The sequence below is a fragment of the Candidatus Rokuibacteriota bacterium genome (assembly GCA_016209385.1).
Lineage (GTDB): Bacteria > Methylomirabilota > Methylomirabilia > Rokubacteriales > CSP1-6 > JACQWB01.
Window position 1 is genome coordinate 1 of the sequence record JACQWB010000053.1, and the last position, 16,848, is coordinate 16,848.

The 16,848-nt window shown below is 68.5% G+C and carries 15 protein-coding genes; 3 read left to right on the forward strand and 12 right to left on the reverse strand.

From position 1 onward, the window contains the following. Positions 1-509 (reverse strand): CoA transferase (locus HY726_03835; protein ID MBI4608120.1); only part of this gene is annotated, 509 nt, incomplete at its 3' end. A gap of 98 nt (positions 510-607) precedes the next feature. After that, on the reverse strand, positions 608-781 hold the full coding sequence (locus tag HY726_03840; protein MBI4608121.1) for an SHOCT domain-containing protein: 174 nt from the start codon (positions 779-781) through the stop codon (positions 608-610). A gap of 474 nt (positions 782-1,255) precedes the next feature. Between HY726_03840 and HY726_03845 the strand changes: the two genes are divergently transcribed. Next, positions 1,256-1,735, forward strand: a complete 480-nt coding sequence (locus HY726_03845; GenBank protein ID MBI4608122.1) for a PilZ domain-containing protein — start codon at positions 1,256-1,258, stop codon at positions 1,733-1,735. Between the two features lie 4 nt (positions 1,736-1,739). Further along, the gene (locus tag HY726_03850; protein MBI4608123.1) at positions 1,740-2,792 is read left to right on the forward strand and encodes a sensor domain-containing diguanylate cyclase; all 1,053 of its coding nucleotides are present in this window, start codon (positions 1,740-1,742) and stop codon (positions 2,790-2,792) included. A 284-nt stretch (positions 2,793-3,076) separates the two neighbouring features. Here the strand turns inward: HY726_03850 and HY726_03855 are convergent, their stop codons facing one another. From HY726_03855 to HY726_03870, 4 genes are all read right to left on the reverse strand, one after another. After that, positions 3,077-6,397, reverse strand: coding sequence for an AAA family ATPase (locus HY726_03855; protein ID MBI4608124.1), 3,321 nt, complete (start codon positions 6,395-6,397; stop codon positions 3,077-3,079). Between the two features lie 32 nt (positions 6,398-6,429). Further along, positions 6,430-7,278 carry a MaoC family dehydratase gene (locus HY726_03860; GenBank protein ID MBI4608125.1) on the reverse strand — a complete coding sequence of 283 codons (849 nt, stop codon included), beginning with the start codon at positions 7,276-7,278 and terminating at the stop codon, positions 6,430-6,432. Between the two features lie 93 nt (positions 7,279-7,371). Further along, positions 7,372-8,262, reverse strand: coding sequence for a DMT family transporter (locus HY726_03865; protein ID MBI4608126.1), 891 nt, complete (start codon positions 8,260-8,262; stop codon positions 7,372-7,374). A gap of 126 nt (positions 8,263-8,388) precedes the next feature. After that, a complete protein-coding gene (locus HY726_03870) occupies positions 8,389-9,567 on the reverse strand; it encodes an aminotransferase class V-fold PLP-dependent enzyme (GenBank protein ID MBI4608127.1) in 1,179 nt (392 codons plus the stop codon). Positions 9,568-9,766: 199 nt separating this feature from the next. Between HY726_03870 and HY726_03875 the strand changes: the two genes are divergently transcribed. Then, on the forward strand, positions 9,767-10,822 hold the full coding sequence (locus tag HY726_03875; protein MBI4608128.1) for a hypothetical protein: 1,056 nt from the start codon (positions 9,767-9,769) through the stop codon (positions 10,820-10,822). On the opposite strand, the gene arsM is transcribed toward HY726_03875, so the two are convergent. From arsM to HY726_03905, 6 genes are all read right to left on the reverse strand, one after another. Beyond that, on the reverse strand, positions 10,751-12,070 hold the full coding sequence (arsM, locus tag HY726_03880) for an arsenite methyltransferase (protein ID MBI4608129.1): 1,320 nt from the start codon (positions 12,068-12,070) through the stop codon (positions 10,751-10,753). The genes HY726_03875 and arsM overlap by 72 nt on opposite strands. 7 nt (positions 12,071-12,077) lie before the next feature. Continuing rightward, complete coding sequence (locus tag HY726_03885; GenBank protein MBI4608130.1) at positions 12,078-12,257, reverse strand: hypothetical protein; 180 nt, start codon at positions 12,255-12,257, stop codon at positions 12,078-12,080. A gap of 143 nt (positions 12,258-12,400) precedes the next feature. Continuing rightward, positions 12,401-12,709 carry a winged helix-turn-helix transcriptional regulator gene (locus HY726_03890; GenBank protein MBI4608131.1) on the reverse strand — a complete coding sequence of 103 codons (309 nt, stop codon included), beginning with the start codon at positions 12,707-12,709 and terminating at the stop codon, positions 12,401-12,403. Between the two features lie 185 nt (positions 12,710-12,894). Next, positions 12,895-14,130, reverse strand: a complete 1,236-nt coding sequence (locus HY726_03895) for an amidohydrolase family protein (protein ID MBI4608132.1) — start codon at positions 14,128-14,130, stop codon at positions 12,895-12,897. Between the two features lie 520 nt (positions 14,131-14,650). Then, positions 14,651-15,655, reverse strand: coding sequence for an AAA family ATPase (locus tag HY726_03900; protein MBI4608133.1), 1,005 nt, complete (start codon positions 15,653-15,655; stop codon positions 14,651-14,653). Positions 15,656-15,945: 290 nt separating this feature from the next. Then, positions 15,946-16,707, reverse strand: coding sequence for an alpha/beta fold hydrolase (locus tag HY726_03905; protein ID MBI4608134.1), 762 nt, complete (start codon positions 16,705-16,707; stop codon positions 15,946-15,948). Between the last annotated feature and the right edge of the window lie 141 nt (positions 16,708-16,848).

Consider the following 16,848-nt stretch of genomic DNA (forward strand, 5'->3'; position numbering starts at 1 on the left):
AGGATGCCCTGAGCAGCGAGGGCCGCGGCGTAGTAGTCGGTGAGGGCGATGCGGAGATACTGGGGCGGGCCGTCGCCGCCCTGAAGCACCATGAGCCCGCTCATGGCCTGGAGCAGGGGATCGAAGCCGGGGCGGTCCTTGTACGGGCCGTCCTGGCCGAAGGCCGTCACCGCGCAGTAGATGATCCGCGGGTTGACGCGCGACAGCGCCTCGTAGCCCACGCCCAGCCGGTCCGCGACGCTCGGGCGGAAGTTCTCCATCACGACGTCGCTCCGGGCAGCCAGCTTCAGCACGACCTCGCGGCCTTTGGGCTCTTTGAGGTTCAGCGCGATGGAGCGCTTGCCGCGGTTCCAGCCGAAGAAACCCTGGAGCTCGCGGAAGGGATCGCCCTCGGGCGGCTCGACCTTGACGACCTCGGCGCCCAGGTCTCCGAGCATCATCGCGGCGTAGGAGCCGGCGATGTAGCCGGTGAGGTCGAGGACCTTGATCCCTTCGAGGGCGTGGCGCATCGGCAGGGCTCTCTATGAAGGCTGAACTGACTCTAATCGCTCTGAGGATAGCGCGTCAACACTGAGGTCCGGGTCGGCGACGGGACGGTCGCCCGGGCTCACACGAGGTCTCGCTTGCGCGCCTCGAATTCCTCCCGGCTGATCTCCCCTCGGGCGTAGCGCTCGCGGAGGATCTCGACGGCCCGGTCGGGACCCGAGGCGCGTCCGGCTCCCACGAGCCAGCGGATGCCGAGGACGATGCCGACGATGACGAGGACCCAGAAGGCGAGCATGACCAGCATCATGCCGATCCCCCAGGCGCCCCACATCCACCATATCGGGTGCATCCCCCAGCCCCAGTCCGGCACGCGCTCCTGAGCCCAGACCGCGCTTGGCAGGACGCCGCCTGCCATCACGCCGATGAGCCAGTGGCCGAGTCTTCCCATCTCACTCTCCTGTAGATCAGTCGGAGGGGGCCTCTCACGCCTTCGGCGCGGGTGCGCGCTCGAAAGGTTTTGCCCCGCCACGCTCCCAGGTGTGTTGTCCCCTCCTCGCGCTGTCGGGCGCATCCTAGCCGATCGACGGCAGCCGATCAACCACGCCGGGGCGCGGGCGGCCGCTTCGTCGGGGTGGTAGACTGAAACGGGAGTTGGCTCGCCCGCCGCAGCGGACATGTCCCCCCTTGACGGGGCTCCAGGAAAGCCGTAGAGTCGCGGCGTTCCGCGCACCGCGAAGGTGTCGACGGGCTCAGGAGGGACGGGCAAGCGGTGACTCCCCTGCGCGAAGCTGTCCTGGCCAAGCTGGTTCGCGCTCGAACGGGTCTGGACGAGCTGCGGCGTTACGGCGACCCGGATATGGGCGCCATGGAATGGCAGAAGGGCTACATCAAGGCCCTGGAGGAAGCTCTTGATCTGGAAGGCCTCACGCTCAGGCGCTATCCGCGCAGGCCGACCTCCATCCCCGTGGAGATCGGTCGCGGGTCCGGCGAGGCGGGGAAAGGGACGATCATGGACGTGAGCGCCGGGGGGTGCGCTCTTGCCACGCCGCTGGCCCTCTCGGTCGGGGAGTTGGTCCGGCTCGTGTTCACGCTGCCCGAGCCGCCCACGCCGTTCGCGCTCGAGGGGTGGGTGCGGCGGGCCCAGCGGACCGGTGAGGAGGTCGGGGCGGGAGTGGAGTTCGCGGCGGTTCCCGCGGAGATGCGCGAGGCCCTGGAGGCTTTCCTCGCGCTGCCGCAGCCGGAGCGGTGAGGCGATGGGCCGGGCGATGGATGTCGTCCAGCTCCTGAGAGAGCTCATCCAGATCGGGATCGACCTGACGAGCGAGCGGGACCTCTCGCTCCTCCTCGAGCGGATCCTGCGGGAGGCGCGGCGCTTCACCCGCGCCGAGGCCGGCACCCTCTTCCTCCGCGAGGGGGACCAGCTCCGGTTCGCCGTCGTCCAGAACGATCCGATGGCCCGGAAGCTCGGCGAGCGCGAGATGCAGCGGCTGTTCGAGGCCGAGCCGCTCCCGATGAGCGAGACCAGCCTGGCCGGCTACGTCGCCCTCACCGGGGAGGTGCTGAACCTCCCGGACTGCTACGCGATCCCGCCGGACGTGCCCTACACCTTCAACCGTGACTTCGACGTCAAGACGGGCTACCAGGCCCACTCGATGATCGTCGTCCCGCTCAAGGACCCGGCCGGGAATGTCCTCGGGGTTCTCGAGCTCATCAACGCCCTCGACGAGACGAACACGCCGGTCCCGTTCGATCCGGAGTACGCGGACCTGGTGCGCGCGCTCGCCTCCCAGGCGGCCGTCGCCATCCGCAACGCCCAGCTCGAGGACCTCTCGTTCAAGGACGGCCTGACCGGGGTCTACAACCGGCGCCATTTCATGCTCCGCATGGAAGAGGAGATCAGGCGCCACGCGCGGTTCCGCCAGCCGGTCTCACTCGTCCTCATCGACCTGGACCACTTCAAGGAGATCAACGACCAGTTCGGCCACGGCGCGGGGGACGAGGCTCTCAAGGGAGTGTCCCAGCTGCTGCTGAGAAGCTCCCGGAGCTTCACGGTGATCACCCGCTACGGCGGAGACGAGTTCGCGGTCCTCCTCGTGGACACGCCGAAGGCGGGGGCCGCGGCGTATGCAGAGCGCATCCGGGTGGTCGTCGAGGGGCACAGCTTTCCCCACGGCGCCCTCACGCTGAGCCTGGGCGTGGCCGGCCTGCCGGAGGACGGAGCGTCGGGCGCGGACCTGATTTCGGCGGCCGACAAGGCGCTGTACGAGGCCAAGCGGCTCGGCCGAAACCGCGTCGGGGTTCTCTGAGGCCGGCGCCTCAGCCGAGGCGCTAGACACCTCGGAAGGCGGCCACCCACGCCGACCCCCCGCGCTGGCGCGCGCACCCGCTACGCGGGTACCCGGCGCGGGTACCCGCCCCTTCCGATACCTCCCCCGTTGTCCGAGCCGAGGGGCGTCGGCCATGCCGTGAGGCAGGCCCGCCCCGAGGCGAGGCCCGAGTTCATTGCGCGGGCCAAGCCCGCGCTCGGGACGCCTCAGCCAGGGGCGCGTTGAAGGTTCGGGGACGCGAGCTGACTTTATTCAGCATTCGGCTAGATCTGGAGATCGTCCCCGGTCTTCGCCGGCTCCAGCCGCAGATCCATTTCCCGGAGCATCGCCGCCCCCCGGCTGAGGCAGTCGGCCGCGCTCGTCCGGTCCCCCGTTCGGAGTAAGAGCTGTCCCAGCTCGTGGGTGCACCGCGCGAAGAGCGGCCGCATCTCGAGCTCGGTCGCGAGGTCCATCGCTTCGGCGTAATGCTCCTGGGCCAGCCTGCAGGGCGGAGCCTCGAGGCGCTGCCGCGCCTGCCCGAGGAGCCTGAGCGCCCAGGCCCGATGGCCACGCTCCTTGTGCTCGAGCGCCAGCTCGAGCGCCCGCTGGGCCACGGCGAGGGCGCGCTCGACCTGTCCGGCGGCCAGGAGCCCCTCCCCGAGCTGGCCCGTCCAGAGGGCGAGGTAGGCCTTCACGCCGAGGTCCTCGGTGAGCGCGACCCCGTCCTCCAGGAGGCGGAGCCCCTCGTCCAACCGACCGAGGAGGACGAGGGCCAGCCCGAGCAGGGACGAGGGGATGGGGCGCCAGACGGCGAGGTACTTCTTGGTGCAGATCTCCAGGCTCCGCTCCAGGGGCGGCAGGGCCTGGTCGAGATGGCCGCGCCGCGCCCAGACGAGGCCGGCGAGAGTCCAGGCGATCGCCTGGCTGTAGGCGTGACCGCTCGCATCGGCGGCCTGCTGCGCCCGCTCGGTGTAGGCGTGGGCGAGGTCGAACTCGCCCAGCTCGGCCAGCGTGAAGGCGAGCCACCCGCATGACGAGATGTAGGATGTGGTGGCGCGCGCCACCCCGTCGCCCCCGGAGGTGGCTTCGAGCGCCTCGATGTTCTGGCGGAGGATCCCTTCCGCCCGTCGGTAACGGCCCTGGGCGTGGTAGCTGTGGCCGATGTACTGGCGGGAGAGCGCCTGGAGCGCCAGATCGCCGCTCGCCTCACCGAGCGTGAGGCAGCGCTCGCCGTACTCGAGGGCCAGGTCCGGCTCGCCTTTGAGATAGTGGTAGTTGATCAGGTAGGCGTAGACGCGCGCCAGGCGCGGCTCGTCCCCGAGACGCTCGGCCATGCCTTCGGCTTCCTGGGAGAGGGCGAGCACCTCCTGGAGGCGGCCGAGCTGGAGGAGCGGGGGGCGAAGGTCGAGGCGGAGGTCGATGGCGTGCCGCGTGCGCTCCGGGCTGTCGGCCATTCGCTCGAGCGCCTGGAGGGCCCGCTGGAGGAACGTGACGGCCTCCGTGTTGGCGCAGAGCGCCGCCGCCTTGGCGCCCGCCTGGCGCAGGTACGGAACAGCTTTCTCCCACTCTTCACCCTGGAGGAAGTGGTGGGCGAGGCGCTCCACGTGCTCGACGGGCCGGTCCGCGTGGAGCTGTTCGATCGCCTGGCCGATGCGCCGGTGCAACCGCCGGCGCCGCTGGATCAGCAGACCCTCGTAGGCGACCTCCTGGGCGAGGGTGTGCCGGAACGTGTAGGTCGGCTCGCCCCCGGCCTTCTCGACGATCATCTCGGCCTCGACGAGCTTGACGAGGGCCTCGGGGACGCTCTCCGGGCGGTCGCTGACCTGGCCCAGGAGCCGCTGGCTGAACTCGCGGCCGATCACGGCCGCGACCTGGAGGCTGGACTTGAGCAGCTCGGGCAGGCGATCGATCCGCGCGGCCAGCACATCCGCGATCGTCGGCGGGATCCGCAGGGCGTCGGCGCCCCGGCTCAGGTCGGCGTCCAGCAACGACCGGGTGACCTCCTCGATGAAGAGCGGGTTGCCGCCCGTCTTCTCGACGACGGTGGCCACCAGCTCGGGCTGGACCGGGCGGTCACGGAGGACGCTCCAGGCCAGAGCCTGTCGCTCGTCGGGCCTGAGCGGGTGGAGGACGATCCGGGTCGTGAGCGGGCCCGGCGACAGCGGCAGGTGGGAGCCGGGGCGCGAGCTCAGGATGACCAGGACAGGCCAGCGCGCGAGGCGGTCGCCCAGGAACGTGATCAGCTCCTCGGACGCGGTGTCGAGCCACTGGCAATCCTCAAAGACCAGCACGTGCGGCATCCGGCGGGAGACCCCTTCGATGTAGCGCGCGATGGTCTCCAGCATGTACCCCTTCCGCTCCTGGGCGGGCATGTCGGCCACGTCGGGGTCCGGCTTCCCGATCGACAGGAAGTACAGGAGCGGCGGTGCGAGCGGCTCGAACTCGGGGCCGAGGGCCTGGAGGCGCGCCCGGACCCTGGACTCGGCGTCGGCCTCCGCTTCGTCGTCGGCCAGGTCGAGGACGCTGCGCAGGATGGCGATGACCGGGAGATACGGGGTCGAGAGCCCGTAGGCCACGCAGTGACCCTCGATCCAGCTCGCCGTACCCGGCTCGATCCGTTTCCTGAATTCGAAGAGGAAGCGCGACTTGCCGATGCCCGCCTCGCCCAGCACGGTGACGGCCCGCCCCTCGCCGCCCCGCGCGGCGCTCATCGCCTCGGTGAGGGCCTGCATCTCGGCGTCCCGGCCGACGAAGGGCGAGAGGCCCGCCTCGGAGGCGATCGCGAGCCGCGACCTCGGCGTCTTCTTTCGCGCGGGGCGGAAGACCTCGACCGGCACGGACTTGCCCTTGACGGTGTGCTGGCCGAGCGAGACGCAGTCGAAGTACCCGGCGACGAGCTGGTGCGTGCTCTCGCTGATGGCGACCGTGGCCGGGGCGGCGAGGGCCTGGAGGCGGGCCGCCAGGTTCACGGTGTCGCCCTGGGCCGTGTAGTCCATCCGGAGGTCGTCGCCGATCTTTCCCACCACGACGCGCCCGGTGTTGACGCCGATCCGCAGGGCCGGGCTCTGTCCCCACCGGAGCAGGAACTCCCGCGCCGCGCGCCCCATCGAGTCCTGGATGGCCAGCGCGGCCTCGACGGCTCGCGCCGCGTGGTCCTCGAGCGCCAGGGGCGCCCCGAACAGGGCCATGATCCCGTCCCCCGTGAACTGGTTGACCGTCCCCTCGTAGCGGTGGACCTCGGCCAGGAGCGCGTCGAAGACGCGGTCCATCAGCTCGTGGAGGTCCTCCGGGTCGAGCTTCTCGCTCATCCCGGTGAAGTTGGCGAGATCGCAGAAGAGGACCGTCACCTGCTTGCGTTCGCCCTCCAGGGCTCCGCGCGACGTGAGGATCTTTTCGGCGAGGTGCTTGGGCGTGTAGGAATCCGGCGAGACGTAGCGGCTCGCCGCCGCGGCCGCGGGGATCGCCCGGCCGCAGCGGTTGCAGAACCGGCTGCCGGGCGGGTTCGGATGGCTACACGCGCTCGCGGACGCGTCCAGGCTCGCGGCGCACTGGTTGCAAAAGCGGGATCCCTCGGGGTTTTCGTGCTGGCACTGCGGACACCGCATAGGCGCGCCGCTCGTCTCAGCTCCCGGGGTGGCTACGCGGGCTGGCGGAACTGGTAGATGGCGACATGGCGGATCGAGGCCACGGGGCGCGCGCCGGCGGCGACGAGCAGGAGATCCAGCTCCACGAACTGGTGCCCCTTTCGCTCGAAGAGCCCCTTGATCCTGCCGCGGGTGGAAAGGCGTTCACCCACTCGGGCGAGCCCCAGGTGTTGCCCGTGGCTCTCCACGTGGATCCAGGGGCTCACGCGCACGTTGCGGTCCACGGCGCGGTTGGCCTGGTCCAGGTAGAGCGCCGGGTGGGCCGGCGCGGTGGCGCCCGCGTAGAGGGGGAGCGAGTCGTCGACGCGGGCGAGGAAGTCGCGGGCTGCGGCGTCGTCGAGGGCGAGCTCCGGGGTCCCCAGAACCGCCAGGCTCTCGAGGTGAGCGCGCGTCGCCAGCGGCCGCGTCGCCGGGAGCGGGGCTTCGGGATACGCGTCGAGATCGGGCGCGGTCGGGGGAACGTCGAAGGCGAGCCCGAGGCTCGCCTTCGCGCAGGCGTCGCCGGCGGCGTTGAGCGCCCGTACCTCGATGGCGACCGAAGCGTCCGTCCGGGTGGCGACGCTCGCGCTCGCCGTGATCTGTTCGCCGTAGTAGATGGGGCGCGCGAAGCGCACGGAGAAAGTGCCGCGCTCGAGCCACTCGAGCCCGAGCGCCTCGACCACCGGGTGCGTCATCCAGGCGTACACGACGACGCCGGGGACGAGCCCACCCTTGAAGCCGAGCTGGCGCGCGACCCGGTCGTCGTGGATCTTGTTCTCGGCCGGCTCCGCCGGTGGCGTCGCCTTCACGCGGTACGGCGGAAACGAGGTCCCGACGGCGAGCGCCTCCAACCACATTGCCATGGTAGCCGGATACTAACCCATCACCGGGGGAGGATCAACCGCGGCCCGGCCCCGCCGGGCACGGTTCCCGGGCGGGTGAGGCAGGGCAGGGCTTCAGAGCTGGAGGACGACGATCCCGGCGACGGTGAGGATCGAGCCGAGGAGCGCGGCCGGCACCAGGCGCTCGCCGAGGAGGAAGAGCCCGAGCGGGATCGCGAACATGGGCGCGGTCGACGAGAGCACGGTGGCGACGGCCACGCCGGAGTACTTGACGCCCGCCACGAACATCACCGAGCTTGCTGCCGTCAGCGCACCGAGCCAGGCCATCCGCCGAATCACGGGAGCGCCGCTCTGCCTCAGCTGACCGGCTGCCCCTCTGGTCCAGGGCGTGGCCCAGAGCAGGGCCGCGGCGACCGGGAGCCGGACAGCCTGTGCGGTCGTCGCGTCCAGCTCCGCCAGCGGCGCTTTCAGCAGGATGACGGACACCGCCCAGGCGAGGGCGGCCAGCGCCGCGGTAGCGAAGCCGAGCCAGAAGCGCGCTTCGGCCGCGCTCTCGCGTCCGCGCGCGCTGACGATCAGGGCGAGGCCGCCGAGCGTGAGCAGGGAGCCCGCCGCTACGCGCAGCGTGATCGGCTCCCCCAGGATCGCCGCCGCCAGGATGGCCGCGATCAGGGGGTAGGTCATCGAGACCGTCATGGCGCGCGCCAGGCCGAGGGTGCGGGTGCTCTCGAAGAAGACCGTGTCGCCGAGCCCGGTGGCGATCGCGATCGAGACCGCGAGGAGGGCGAAGTTTCGCGGCGAGACTCCCGCCAGCTCGCCGAGGCCCCTGGTCAGCGCGATCCAGAGCAGGAGGAGCCCGCCGCCGACGGTCGTGCGGACCGCGTTGAGCGTGACGGAGTTGAAGGCGGGGGAGAGGGTTCGGACGAGGAAGCTGATGACGGCCCAGGTGAGCGCGGAGCCCAGCGCGGCGAGCGCGCCGACCCACGGAGCGGAGAGGGAGGGCACTAGGACAATCGGAGGGGGACACCCACGCCTTCGGCGCGGGTACCCGGGCCCCCTCCGAGGCCTCCCCCAGAGAATCGGTTGCGCGGGCGAAGCCCGCGCTCGAAGGGCATTACTCGGGCACGCGGCCTAGTCGCGCGCGGCGGTGTCGGCGAGGTACGCTTCGGCGGCGGCCAGCCCAGCCCCCAGTCGCACGGGAACGCCGAAGCTCTTGAGCGTGAGCTCGACCCCGGCGAGGCCGCCGATCAGCTCGAGCTCGTTCAGGCTTCCCAGGTGACCGATGCGGAAGACCTTTCCCTTCGCGGCCCCGAGCCCCACGCCGAGGGAGAGATCGAGCGTCCGGTTGGCATGGGCGATGTACGCGTCGGAGTCCATCCCCTCGGGCATGACGACCGCCGTGAGCGTGTTGGAGTATTCGGCCGGGTTCTGGCAGAGGATCCCGAGCCCGAGCGCGCGTACGGCGCGCCGACACGCTTCGGCGAGTCGGGCGTGGCGCTTGAAGACGTTCGCCAGGCCTTCCTCGCTGAGCATGGCGACGGACTCCCTGAGGCCGAAGAGGAGCGCCGTGGCGGGCGTGTAGGGGAACTCGCCCCGCTTGTTCCGCTCGAGCACCGGCTGCCAGTCCCAGTAAGCCCGCGGGCACCTGGCCTTTTCGCTAGCCTGGATCGCCTTCTCGCTGATCGCCAGGATGGCGAGGCCGGGAGGGAGCATGAGCCCCTTCTGGGGCCCCGTGAGCGCGACGTCCACGCCCCATTCGTCGAAGCGGAAGTCGATCGACGCCAGCGAGGAGACCACGTCCACCAGAAGCAGCGCGGGGTGGCGCGCCCCGTCCACGGCTTTGCGGATCGCCGCCACGTTCGAGGTGACACCGGTCGAGGTCTCGTTGTGGACGACCAGGACCGCGCGGAGCTGGTGGGCAGCGTCGGTCCTGAGGCGCGCCTCGACCTGCTCGGCGGGGACGCCGGCGCCGTAGGGGAGCTCGAGGCGTTCGACCTCGACGCCGTACGCCGCGGCGGTCCTAGCGAAGCCCGTGGCGAAGTGGCCGTTGACGCACGCCAGGACCCGATCGCCGGGCGAGAGCGTGTTCACCACGCACGCCTCCCACGCCCCCGTTCCCGAGCCCGGGTAGATCACGATTTCCCCGCGCTCGGTCTGGAAGATTCCCTTGAGTCCCGCCAGGCAGTCCTTCACGAGGGCGGCGAAGGCGGGGCCCCGGTGGTCGATGAGGGACTGCCCCATCGCGCGGACGATGCGCTCGGGCACGAGCGTGGGTCCGGGAATCTGGAGGAACCGTCGGCCGGCTCTCATTGTCTCCCCTCAAATTGACTCGCCAGATTTAACTCGGGTCTCGCCTCGTGACGGGCCTGCCTGCGGCAGGGCCGTCGCCCCTCGGCTCGAACTGCCACGATCGTACGGGATCGGCTCGGACAGGGTCAAGCCTGGCTTGACACGTGGGTCGGTCGAGGCTATTATTCACACACTCGATCAAGAATAGGAGGAATCCTGAATGCGCTCTAACCACCTTCGGCCCATAGCAATTCTTGACGAGCATCCAGAGTGGTCGACAAGGCTGATCGCGGAGCTGGCGCTGCGCCAGGTTCTCTTCGAGAAGATCGAGCACCACGCCCACGCCTTCTCCCCTTCGGACCGGGAGCCGCGCTACTCGGTGATCGTGAACCGGACGAGCCCGTCCTCTCACACCCGGGGCCACGGCCCGGTCCTCTTCTACGCCGAACCGCTCCTGGCCTACTACGAGTCCCTGGGAATCCCGGTGATCAACCCGGTCGCCGCCTACCGGGTGGAGAAGTCGAAGGCCCTCCAGGCGCTCCTCTTCGAGCGCCTGGGGCTCCGCTACCCGAAGGCCGTCGTGGTCAGTCAGCCGGCGCAGATTCCGAAGGTGGTCGACGGCTTCCGCTTCCCGGTTCTCGTGAAGCCGAATGTGGGAGGCTCGGGGGCAGGGATCCTTCGCGCGGATTCGCGCGAGGCCCTCGAGGAGGCGCTGGGCCAGGGGCTCACCCTGGGGCCCGACGGCGTCGCGCTCGTTCAGGAGTACGTCGAGCCGGAGGACGGAGCGATCGTGAGGATCGAGGTGATGGGAGGCGAATACCTCTACGCGATCCGGATCATCCGTGAGGGCTTGGCCACGTTCAACCTCTGCCCGGCCGACCTCTGCCAGATCGAGGCTCAGGCCCGCGGCAGCAGCGACCTCTCGGCCTGCCCGGCTGACGCCACCCAGCGCCCCGGGCTCTCCGTCACGCGATGGGACCCGCCCGCCTGGGCGATCGAAGCCGCGATCGCCCTCGCCGATGCCGCGGCCATCGACGTCGGCGGAATCGAGTACCTGGTGGGCCGCCAGGACGGGGAGATCTACTTCTACGACGTGAACGCCACGTCCAACTTCGTGGCCAACGCCCCGGCGGTCGTGGGGTTCGACCCCACGGCGCGCTTCGTCGACTACATCCTCGCGGTGGCGCGCGGCGGAGACAAGCGACTACGCGTCCGGCGTGAGGGCGATCACCATCACCTGGGCGCTCGAACAACAGCTGGCGCCGAACTGCGCTGACTGCTGGACGGGCTCGGGCACCTCGGCGCGGGCGATGGCGCGGAACCCGAGCCGGGAGAAGAAGCCCGCCGCGGTCTCCGTCAACAGGTAGACCGTCGCGACCCGGTGCCGCCGGGCCAGCTCCAGGGCGGCGCGCGCGAGGGCCTCCCCGACCTTCCTCCTGCGGAGCGCCGGTTCGACCGCCACTGAGCGGAGCAGGGCGGCGGTGCCGTACAACTCCAGCGCCGCACTTCCGACCACCGTCGCCCCCTCTCGCGCGACCAGCGTCGTCGCCAGGTGGTCGCTCAACCCGACTTCGGGCAACCCGCTTCGCGTGAGCAGGGCCACGATGGCCGGGAGATCGTCGCGGGTGGCGGGCCCGATCGTTATCGCCCCAGTTCCCGCCTCGCGCGATCGGCCCGGACCGCCAAGCTTCACGGCCCTGATGAAGGCACTGCGGAACTTCCCGTCGGCCTGCGCCAGGAGCTCCGCTAAACCCACACCCTGGCTCTCAAGCTCCTGCTGCAGCGACGGGTCGCCCTCGAGGATCGCGCGGGCGTCGTCGGCGCGGTAGATCCTGATCGGCTCCACCTGGACAGCCTCGAAGCCGGCCTCGGCGAGCAGTGCGCGGTACTCGTCTTCCGTCAGCGCTCCGGCGAGGCATCCGGTCCACGCCTCCATGCTCTTGCGGACCAGGTCCGGGACCTCGCCGTCGACGACGATGTCGGTGACCGCGAAGCGACCGCCCGCCCTGAGGACACGGAAGGCCTCGGCGATCACGCGCCGCTTGTCGGCCGACAGGTTGATGACGCAGTTGGAGATGACGACGTCTACGGAGGCGTCGGGAAGGGGAATGGCCTCGATCTCGCCCTTGAGGAACTCGGCGTTGGTGACCCCAGCCTTCGCCTGGTTCTCCCGAGCCAGGGCCAGCATCTCGTCGGTCATGTCCAGGCCGTAGGCCTTTCCGGTGGGGCCCACGCGCCTAGCCGAGAGGAGGACGTCGATCCCGCCTCCCGAGCCCAGGTCGAGCACGGTCTCGCCGGGCCTGAGCTCGGCGAGCGTTACCGGGTTGCCGCAGCCGAGCGAAGCTTCCAGCGCCTGGGCGGGGAGACCGGCGGTCTCGTGGGGCGCGTAGAGGTCTGAGGTGATGGGATTCCCGTCGCTGCACGAGGGCGTGCTGCCGCAGCACGAGGACTCTCCGCTCACGACGCGCAGCGCGGCCTGCCCGTACTTCTCTCTCACCTTCGTCTTAATGTCCTCGTTGCTCATGTTCTCCTCACCGTCGGGGATCATACTTTTTGTCTGATTCCCTCCAGAGCGTTGCCACGACGACCTTCCCGAGGTCCGCGTACAGCTTGAGCGCCGTGGCGACCAGCACGCTCAGCAGCAGGTAAGGCCAGACCTCCCCGAAGAGCCTGGCCACCTGGCCCAGGGTTTCGCCGAGGAGCATCCCCATGGTGGGCCTCTGGATCGCCTAGGTCAATCGGAGGGGGACACCCACGCCCTCGGCGTGGGTACCCGGGCCCCCTCCGAGGCCTCCCCCAGGACTCGGTTGCGCGGGCGAAGCCCGCGCTCGAAGGGCGTCATTCCGACACACGCCTAGCAGCAGGCGGTCAGGAGCCGGACCAACTCCGAGACCATCTCCCGCCTGACCGAGTAGTACACGTACCGCTCCTCCTTGCGGCTCTGGATCAGCCCGGCGCGGCGGAGCAGGTCCAGGTGGTGGGAGAGCGTGGGCCCCGGCACCTCCAGGGCCTCCTGGATCTCTCCCGCGGGTACCTCGCGCTTTGCGCGAACCAGGAGGAAGAACGCCTGGAGGCGGGTCAGGTGGGCCAGGGCCTTGAGGGCCTCGACGTGGGTGGTGTTGGCTTCCAGCTTGGCCAGGGGGAGCGGCTTCAGGGCTTCCATGTTTCCAAATTTATCGAAGTATTGAACGATGTCAAGCGAAATTTTGGAGGGCTGGGGCGGCTGGGCCCGGCCGGCGACAGGGGCTAGAGGCGTGCCGGGGTAACACCCTTCGAGCGCGGGCTTCGCCCGCGCAAGTTCCTTGGGGGGGAGGTCCGGAAGGGGGGCGTAGCCCCCCTCCGGGTTCCCTAGAGAACCTGCTTGTAGATCTGGCCGCCCTTCATGATCAGGAGCAGGTTGTCCGCGTTCTGGAAGAGCCTGAGGTCCTTCACGGGGTTGCCTCTGACCACCAGCAGGTCGGCGTACTTGCCGGGCTCGACGGTCCCGATCCGGTCCTCCATCCTGAACAGTTCGGCATTGGTGCGGGTGGCCGAGACCAGGACCTCCATCGGGGTCAGCACCTGGGCCTTCAGCTCCAGCTCGTGGGTCCGGTAGGCCATCATGTCGCCCAGGAGATCGGAGCCCGAGCCGATCTTGAGCCCGAGCCGGCGCGCCAGCGCCACGCTCTCTACGCTCTTCTCGCGCGCCAGGTTGATCTTCTGGAGCTGGTGCTCGCCGATGCCGTAGGCCTTCCCCTCGCGCCAGATGGCCTCGTAGGTGATCATCGTCGGGACCAGGAATGCGCCGGCGTCCTTCAGCGCGCGGGCGGCGGCCTCGTCAATCAGGTTCCCGTGCTCGATCGACCTCACGCCCGCCTCCACGGCGTTCCGCACCGCTGCGCCCGAGTAGGCGTGGGCAAGCACGTAGGTGTTCGCCGCGCGGGCCTCCTCCACAGCCGCTTGGAGCTCGGCGACCGTGTACTGGGTGGTGTCCAGCTCGTCGGCAGGCGACATGGCGCCGCCCGAGGCCATGATCTTGATCTGGTCCACTCCCCGGCGGATCTGCTCGCGGGCCGCCTTCCGGACCTCGTCGGGGCCATCGGCGATGGCGGCAACCATCCCGAGGCAGCACTCGATCGGCGGAATCACCTCGGCGCGCCGGCGCTTGTCGCCGTGGCCGCCGGTCTGGGAGAGGTACTGCCCGCTCACCAGGAGCCGGGGACCGGGCACCAAGCCCTGGGCGACGGCCTCACGGAAGCCCCAGTCAGCACCGCCCGCGTCCCGCACCGTCGTGAACCCCTGCATCAGCGCCTGCTCGAGCCGGCGGAGGGCCTTGGCCGCGATCAGGCTCGGCGGGAGGAGCCGGTGCTGCTCAGCGATGTTGGCCTCGACGGCGCAGATGTGGACGTGGGCGTCGGCGAGGCCTGGCATCAGGGTCTGGCCCTTGAGGTCCAGCGTCGTGACCAGGCCCTTGAGCGGCCCGATCCGGCCGGTGGGGAGAACATCGGCGATCCGGTCGTCCTCAACGACGACAGTAGCGCCTTCGAGCGGCCCCCGCCCGGTGCAGTCGATCAGGAAGCAGTTCGTGAAGACCGTGATCGCCATCGGGTCCCCCGGGTTCAGCCGGCGCCTAGCAATCGGGCAGGTTGCGAACGGTGTCCTCGAGGTCAGTAACGAAAGTCTGGATACGCCGATGCCTAGATTCTTGAGACAGCGTGTCCAATTCCTGACGAAAGATCTGATGCAGTCTCGTGCCTGGAATCCCCAACCCACGCCTCAATTCGTCGGCCCGCCCCGGTAGCTTTGATTCGAGACCGACCCGGCCCATGCATCGCCGAAAGCACTCTTCAAGGTCCGGCTTTATGATCAGCAGAAATCGCCCATCCTGTTCACGCACCTCCACGTCATTAGTAGCCCGTACCACGCGCATTTGGTCGCGCCCTCTATGGTGAGAACTGTGGGGATCTTCGTCCACCAACCCGATCTGGATCTTGCCTTGCACGAGCGCGTTGACCACCTCGCCTTGTCCAGAGTTGAGACTGTGAACTTTTCCGGACCCTCAGTCGGCGGTGATCCTTCAGGAATAGAAACACATCCTCATCCGCGTAGCACTCATAGCCGAAGATCACGAAGTAAGCAGCTCGTCCAGGTTGAAGAATACATTTGCGCCCAACTCAATGATCCGGGAAACCTGCTCCGAACTGAGAAGCTTCACGGACGTCGCTCCTTCGGGATCACGGAAGCATACGAATATGCCAAGGTTGTCAACTGGGGTTTTTTCCGCGATGGCTGACAGAAAATAAGGATTGTGCGTTATCAAGAAAAACTGATTTGAGGAGTCACCGGCAATCATTTCACCCAGCGTTTTCGGGTAGGGGGGAAATGCAAAAACATCGGGCTCGTCGAACACCAGAACCACTTCCTGCGACGTAAGGAGGATCGAACCGTAAAAGAACAGCCTCTTGAGGCTATCCGACAAAAGATCAAGGTTGTAGAGCGAAACCTGTTCACCCCGTAAATGCAATAGCCGAAGTGTTTTTTGAGTTTGATCGAAGAACAGTTTCCATCCGAGAGGGGAAATGAGGTCTCTCAAAAAGTTGTTAACCTTCTGCGCGTGGCGCGCAATATATAGAAGGTTGTGCCCCCACGGCGGCGCGACGACGTTGGTTCCGAGATGAAATCCCGTCGTATATGCCCATTGCTCTGAGGTCGAATAGGCGTAGCATCTAATCCAATCGAGATGGGGCAGATGTGAGGTCTGGCCGAAACTGACTGCAAACGGAGTTGCGCCTGGGATGTGCAAATACAGATTGCGTTGTTCACCCTGAATGGTTGCACTGATGACCAGTTCATCTCCTATACCCTTTCGGGATGGGGAAAGCCGCATCAGGATCTGGAAAGGTTGGTCTAGAAACTGCTGGTAGAAAAGAGCCTCAAAGCCAATCTGCGGATTCAGCCGCAGGAAGCTGTCAAGTGGCTGTCCCCACGCGAGTCGGGATGGAAGATAAAGAGCTTCGAGAATGTTCGTCTTGCCGGTGTCTGGCTCACCAATGAATACGTTTACCTTCCTGCATGGTATGGACAGGCTTCGGATTGACTTGAACCGATCGATGGCCAGATGTTGAATCATGATGAGACATTATAACCGTTGTGCGCTATTAAACTATGCGCGATTAAACGAAGGAAGAGGCGGCGGACTAAGGGCTGTTGCGCGAATGCCTTGGCGGGAGGCGTGGTCACCTTCCAGTCCAACGAGCCTCCACCAGCCCGCCCGCCAACCAGCCCTGAACAGGCGGCCGCGATCATCTTAGGCGTACGAACCTCCCCCCCGACGTCGCGCGGGCCAAGCCCGCGCCCGGAGCGGTTCGGCCGCGCGCAGGAGGACGATCGGGGCATCCGAGTAAGAGTTTTCGGCGCCTGCTAGTGATTGTAGAGCGCGACGACCCATCGCGCGACATCCGGGAAGCGTGCGACCAGCGCCCGCTCGTTCAGCACGAGGCCCCAATGGGACGCCCCTTCGAATTCCATGGGGCTGGCGTTGTACATCTCGGCGAACGCCCGGCATGTGCTCGGGGAGAACAGGTCGTCCCGCGTGCCCGCGACGACCATGAGCGGGCAGGACACCCGGTCCGGCGGAACCCCGATGCCCCGCTCGCGCTGGGTCCGCGCGCGGGTGGATTCCTGGGAAAGGGACCGGAGGGCAATGCCCGTCTCCTCGGGAGTGAGATCGGGCATGGTCGGCTGGCGAGGGGCGTTCTTATCCACGATCCCGTAGACCTCCGGTCCGTAGGTGCCGTCTTCGAGCGGTCTCGGGGAGGCCCGTTGCCGGAGGTTGGCAGGAAGGCTCGGGCCCAGGAGCACGGCTCCGCGGGCGGGATACCGCGAAACGTACATCAGCGTCACCAGCCCTCCCATGCTCCAGCCGACCAGGACCGGGGGTCGGGCCAGCCGCGAGGCCAGGGCGTGGACGTCCTGGACGTAGTCGTCCATCGTCGCTGTGGCGAGGTCCGCCCACGTACTCTCCCCGTGGCCCCTGAGATCGAGCGCGTAGGTCGCCCACCCTGCCGTCTCGCAGTACCGCTCCCAGAGCGCCCAAACGCCGCGGGAGTTCGCGGCGCCGTGGACGAAGACGATCTCCGGCTGCCCGGAGTTTGGGGGCACGCGCCCGTGCCAGGCGATCATGTCATCCTAGGACAATCTGAGGGGGACGGGTACCCACGGCTGTGCCGTGGGTGCGCCTTCGGCGCGGGTACCCGGGCCCCCTCCGAGGCCTCCCCCAGGAATGGTGGTTCGAGCCGAGGGGCTGCCGACGAGCCGCAGGCG

Coding starts and splice junctions, on each gene's coding strand:
- HY726_03840 (MBI4608121.1), bottom strand. CDS start 781: ATGCTCGCCTTCTGGGTCCTCGTCATCGTCGGCATCGTCCTCGGCATC.
- HY726_03850 (MBI4608123.1), top strand. CDS start 1,740: ATGGGCCGGGCGATGGATGTCGTCCAGCTCCTGAGAGAGCTCATCCAG.
- HY726_03855 (MBI4608124.1), bottom strand. CDS start 6,397: ATGCGGTGTCCGCAGTGCCAGCACGAAAACCCCGAGGGATCCCGCTTT.
- HY726_03860 (MBI4608125.1), bottom strand. CDS start 7,278: ATGGCAATGTGGTTGGAGGCGCTCGCCGTCGGGACCTCGTTTCCGCCG.
- HY726_03870 (MBI4608127.1), bottom strand. CDS start 9,567: ATGAGAGCCGGCCGACGGTTCCTCCAGATTCCCGGACCCACGCTCGTG.
- HY726_03875 (MBI4608128.1), top strand. CDS start 9,767: ATGCGCTCTAACCACCTTCGGCCCATAGCAATTCTTGACGAGCATCCA.
- arsM (MBI4608129.1), bottom strand. CDS start 12,070: ATGAGCAACGAGGACATTAAGACGAAGGTGAGAGAGAAGTACGGGCAG.
- HY726_03885 (MBI4608130.1), bottom strand. CDS start 12,257: ATGGGGATGCTCCTCGGCGAAACCCTGGGCCAGGTGGCCAGGCTCTTC.
- HY726_03890 (MBI4608131.1), bottom strand. CDS start 12,709: ATGGAAGCCCTGAAGCCGCTCCCCCTGGCCAAGCTGGAAGCCAACACC.
- HY726_03895 (MBI4608132.1), bottom strand. CDS start 14,130: ATGGCGATCACGGTCTTCACGAACTGCTTCCTGATCGACTGCACCGGG.
- HY726_03900 (MBI4608133.1), bottom strand. CDS start 15,655: ATGATTCAACATCTGGCCATCGATCGGTTCAAGTCAATCCGAAGCCTG.
- HY726_03905 (MBI4608134.1), bottom strand. CDS start 16,707: ATGATCGCCTGGCACGGGCGCGTGCCCCCAAACTCCGGGCAGCCGGAG.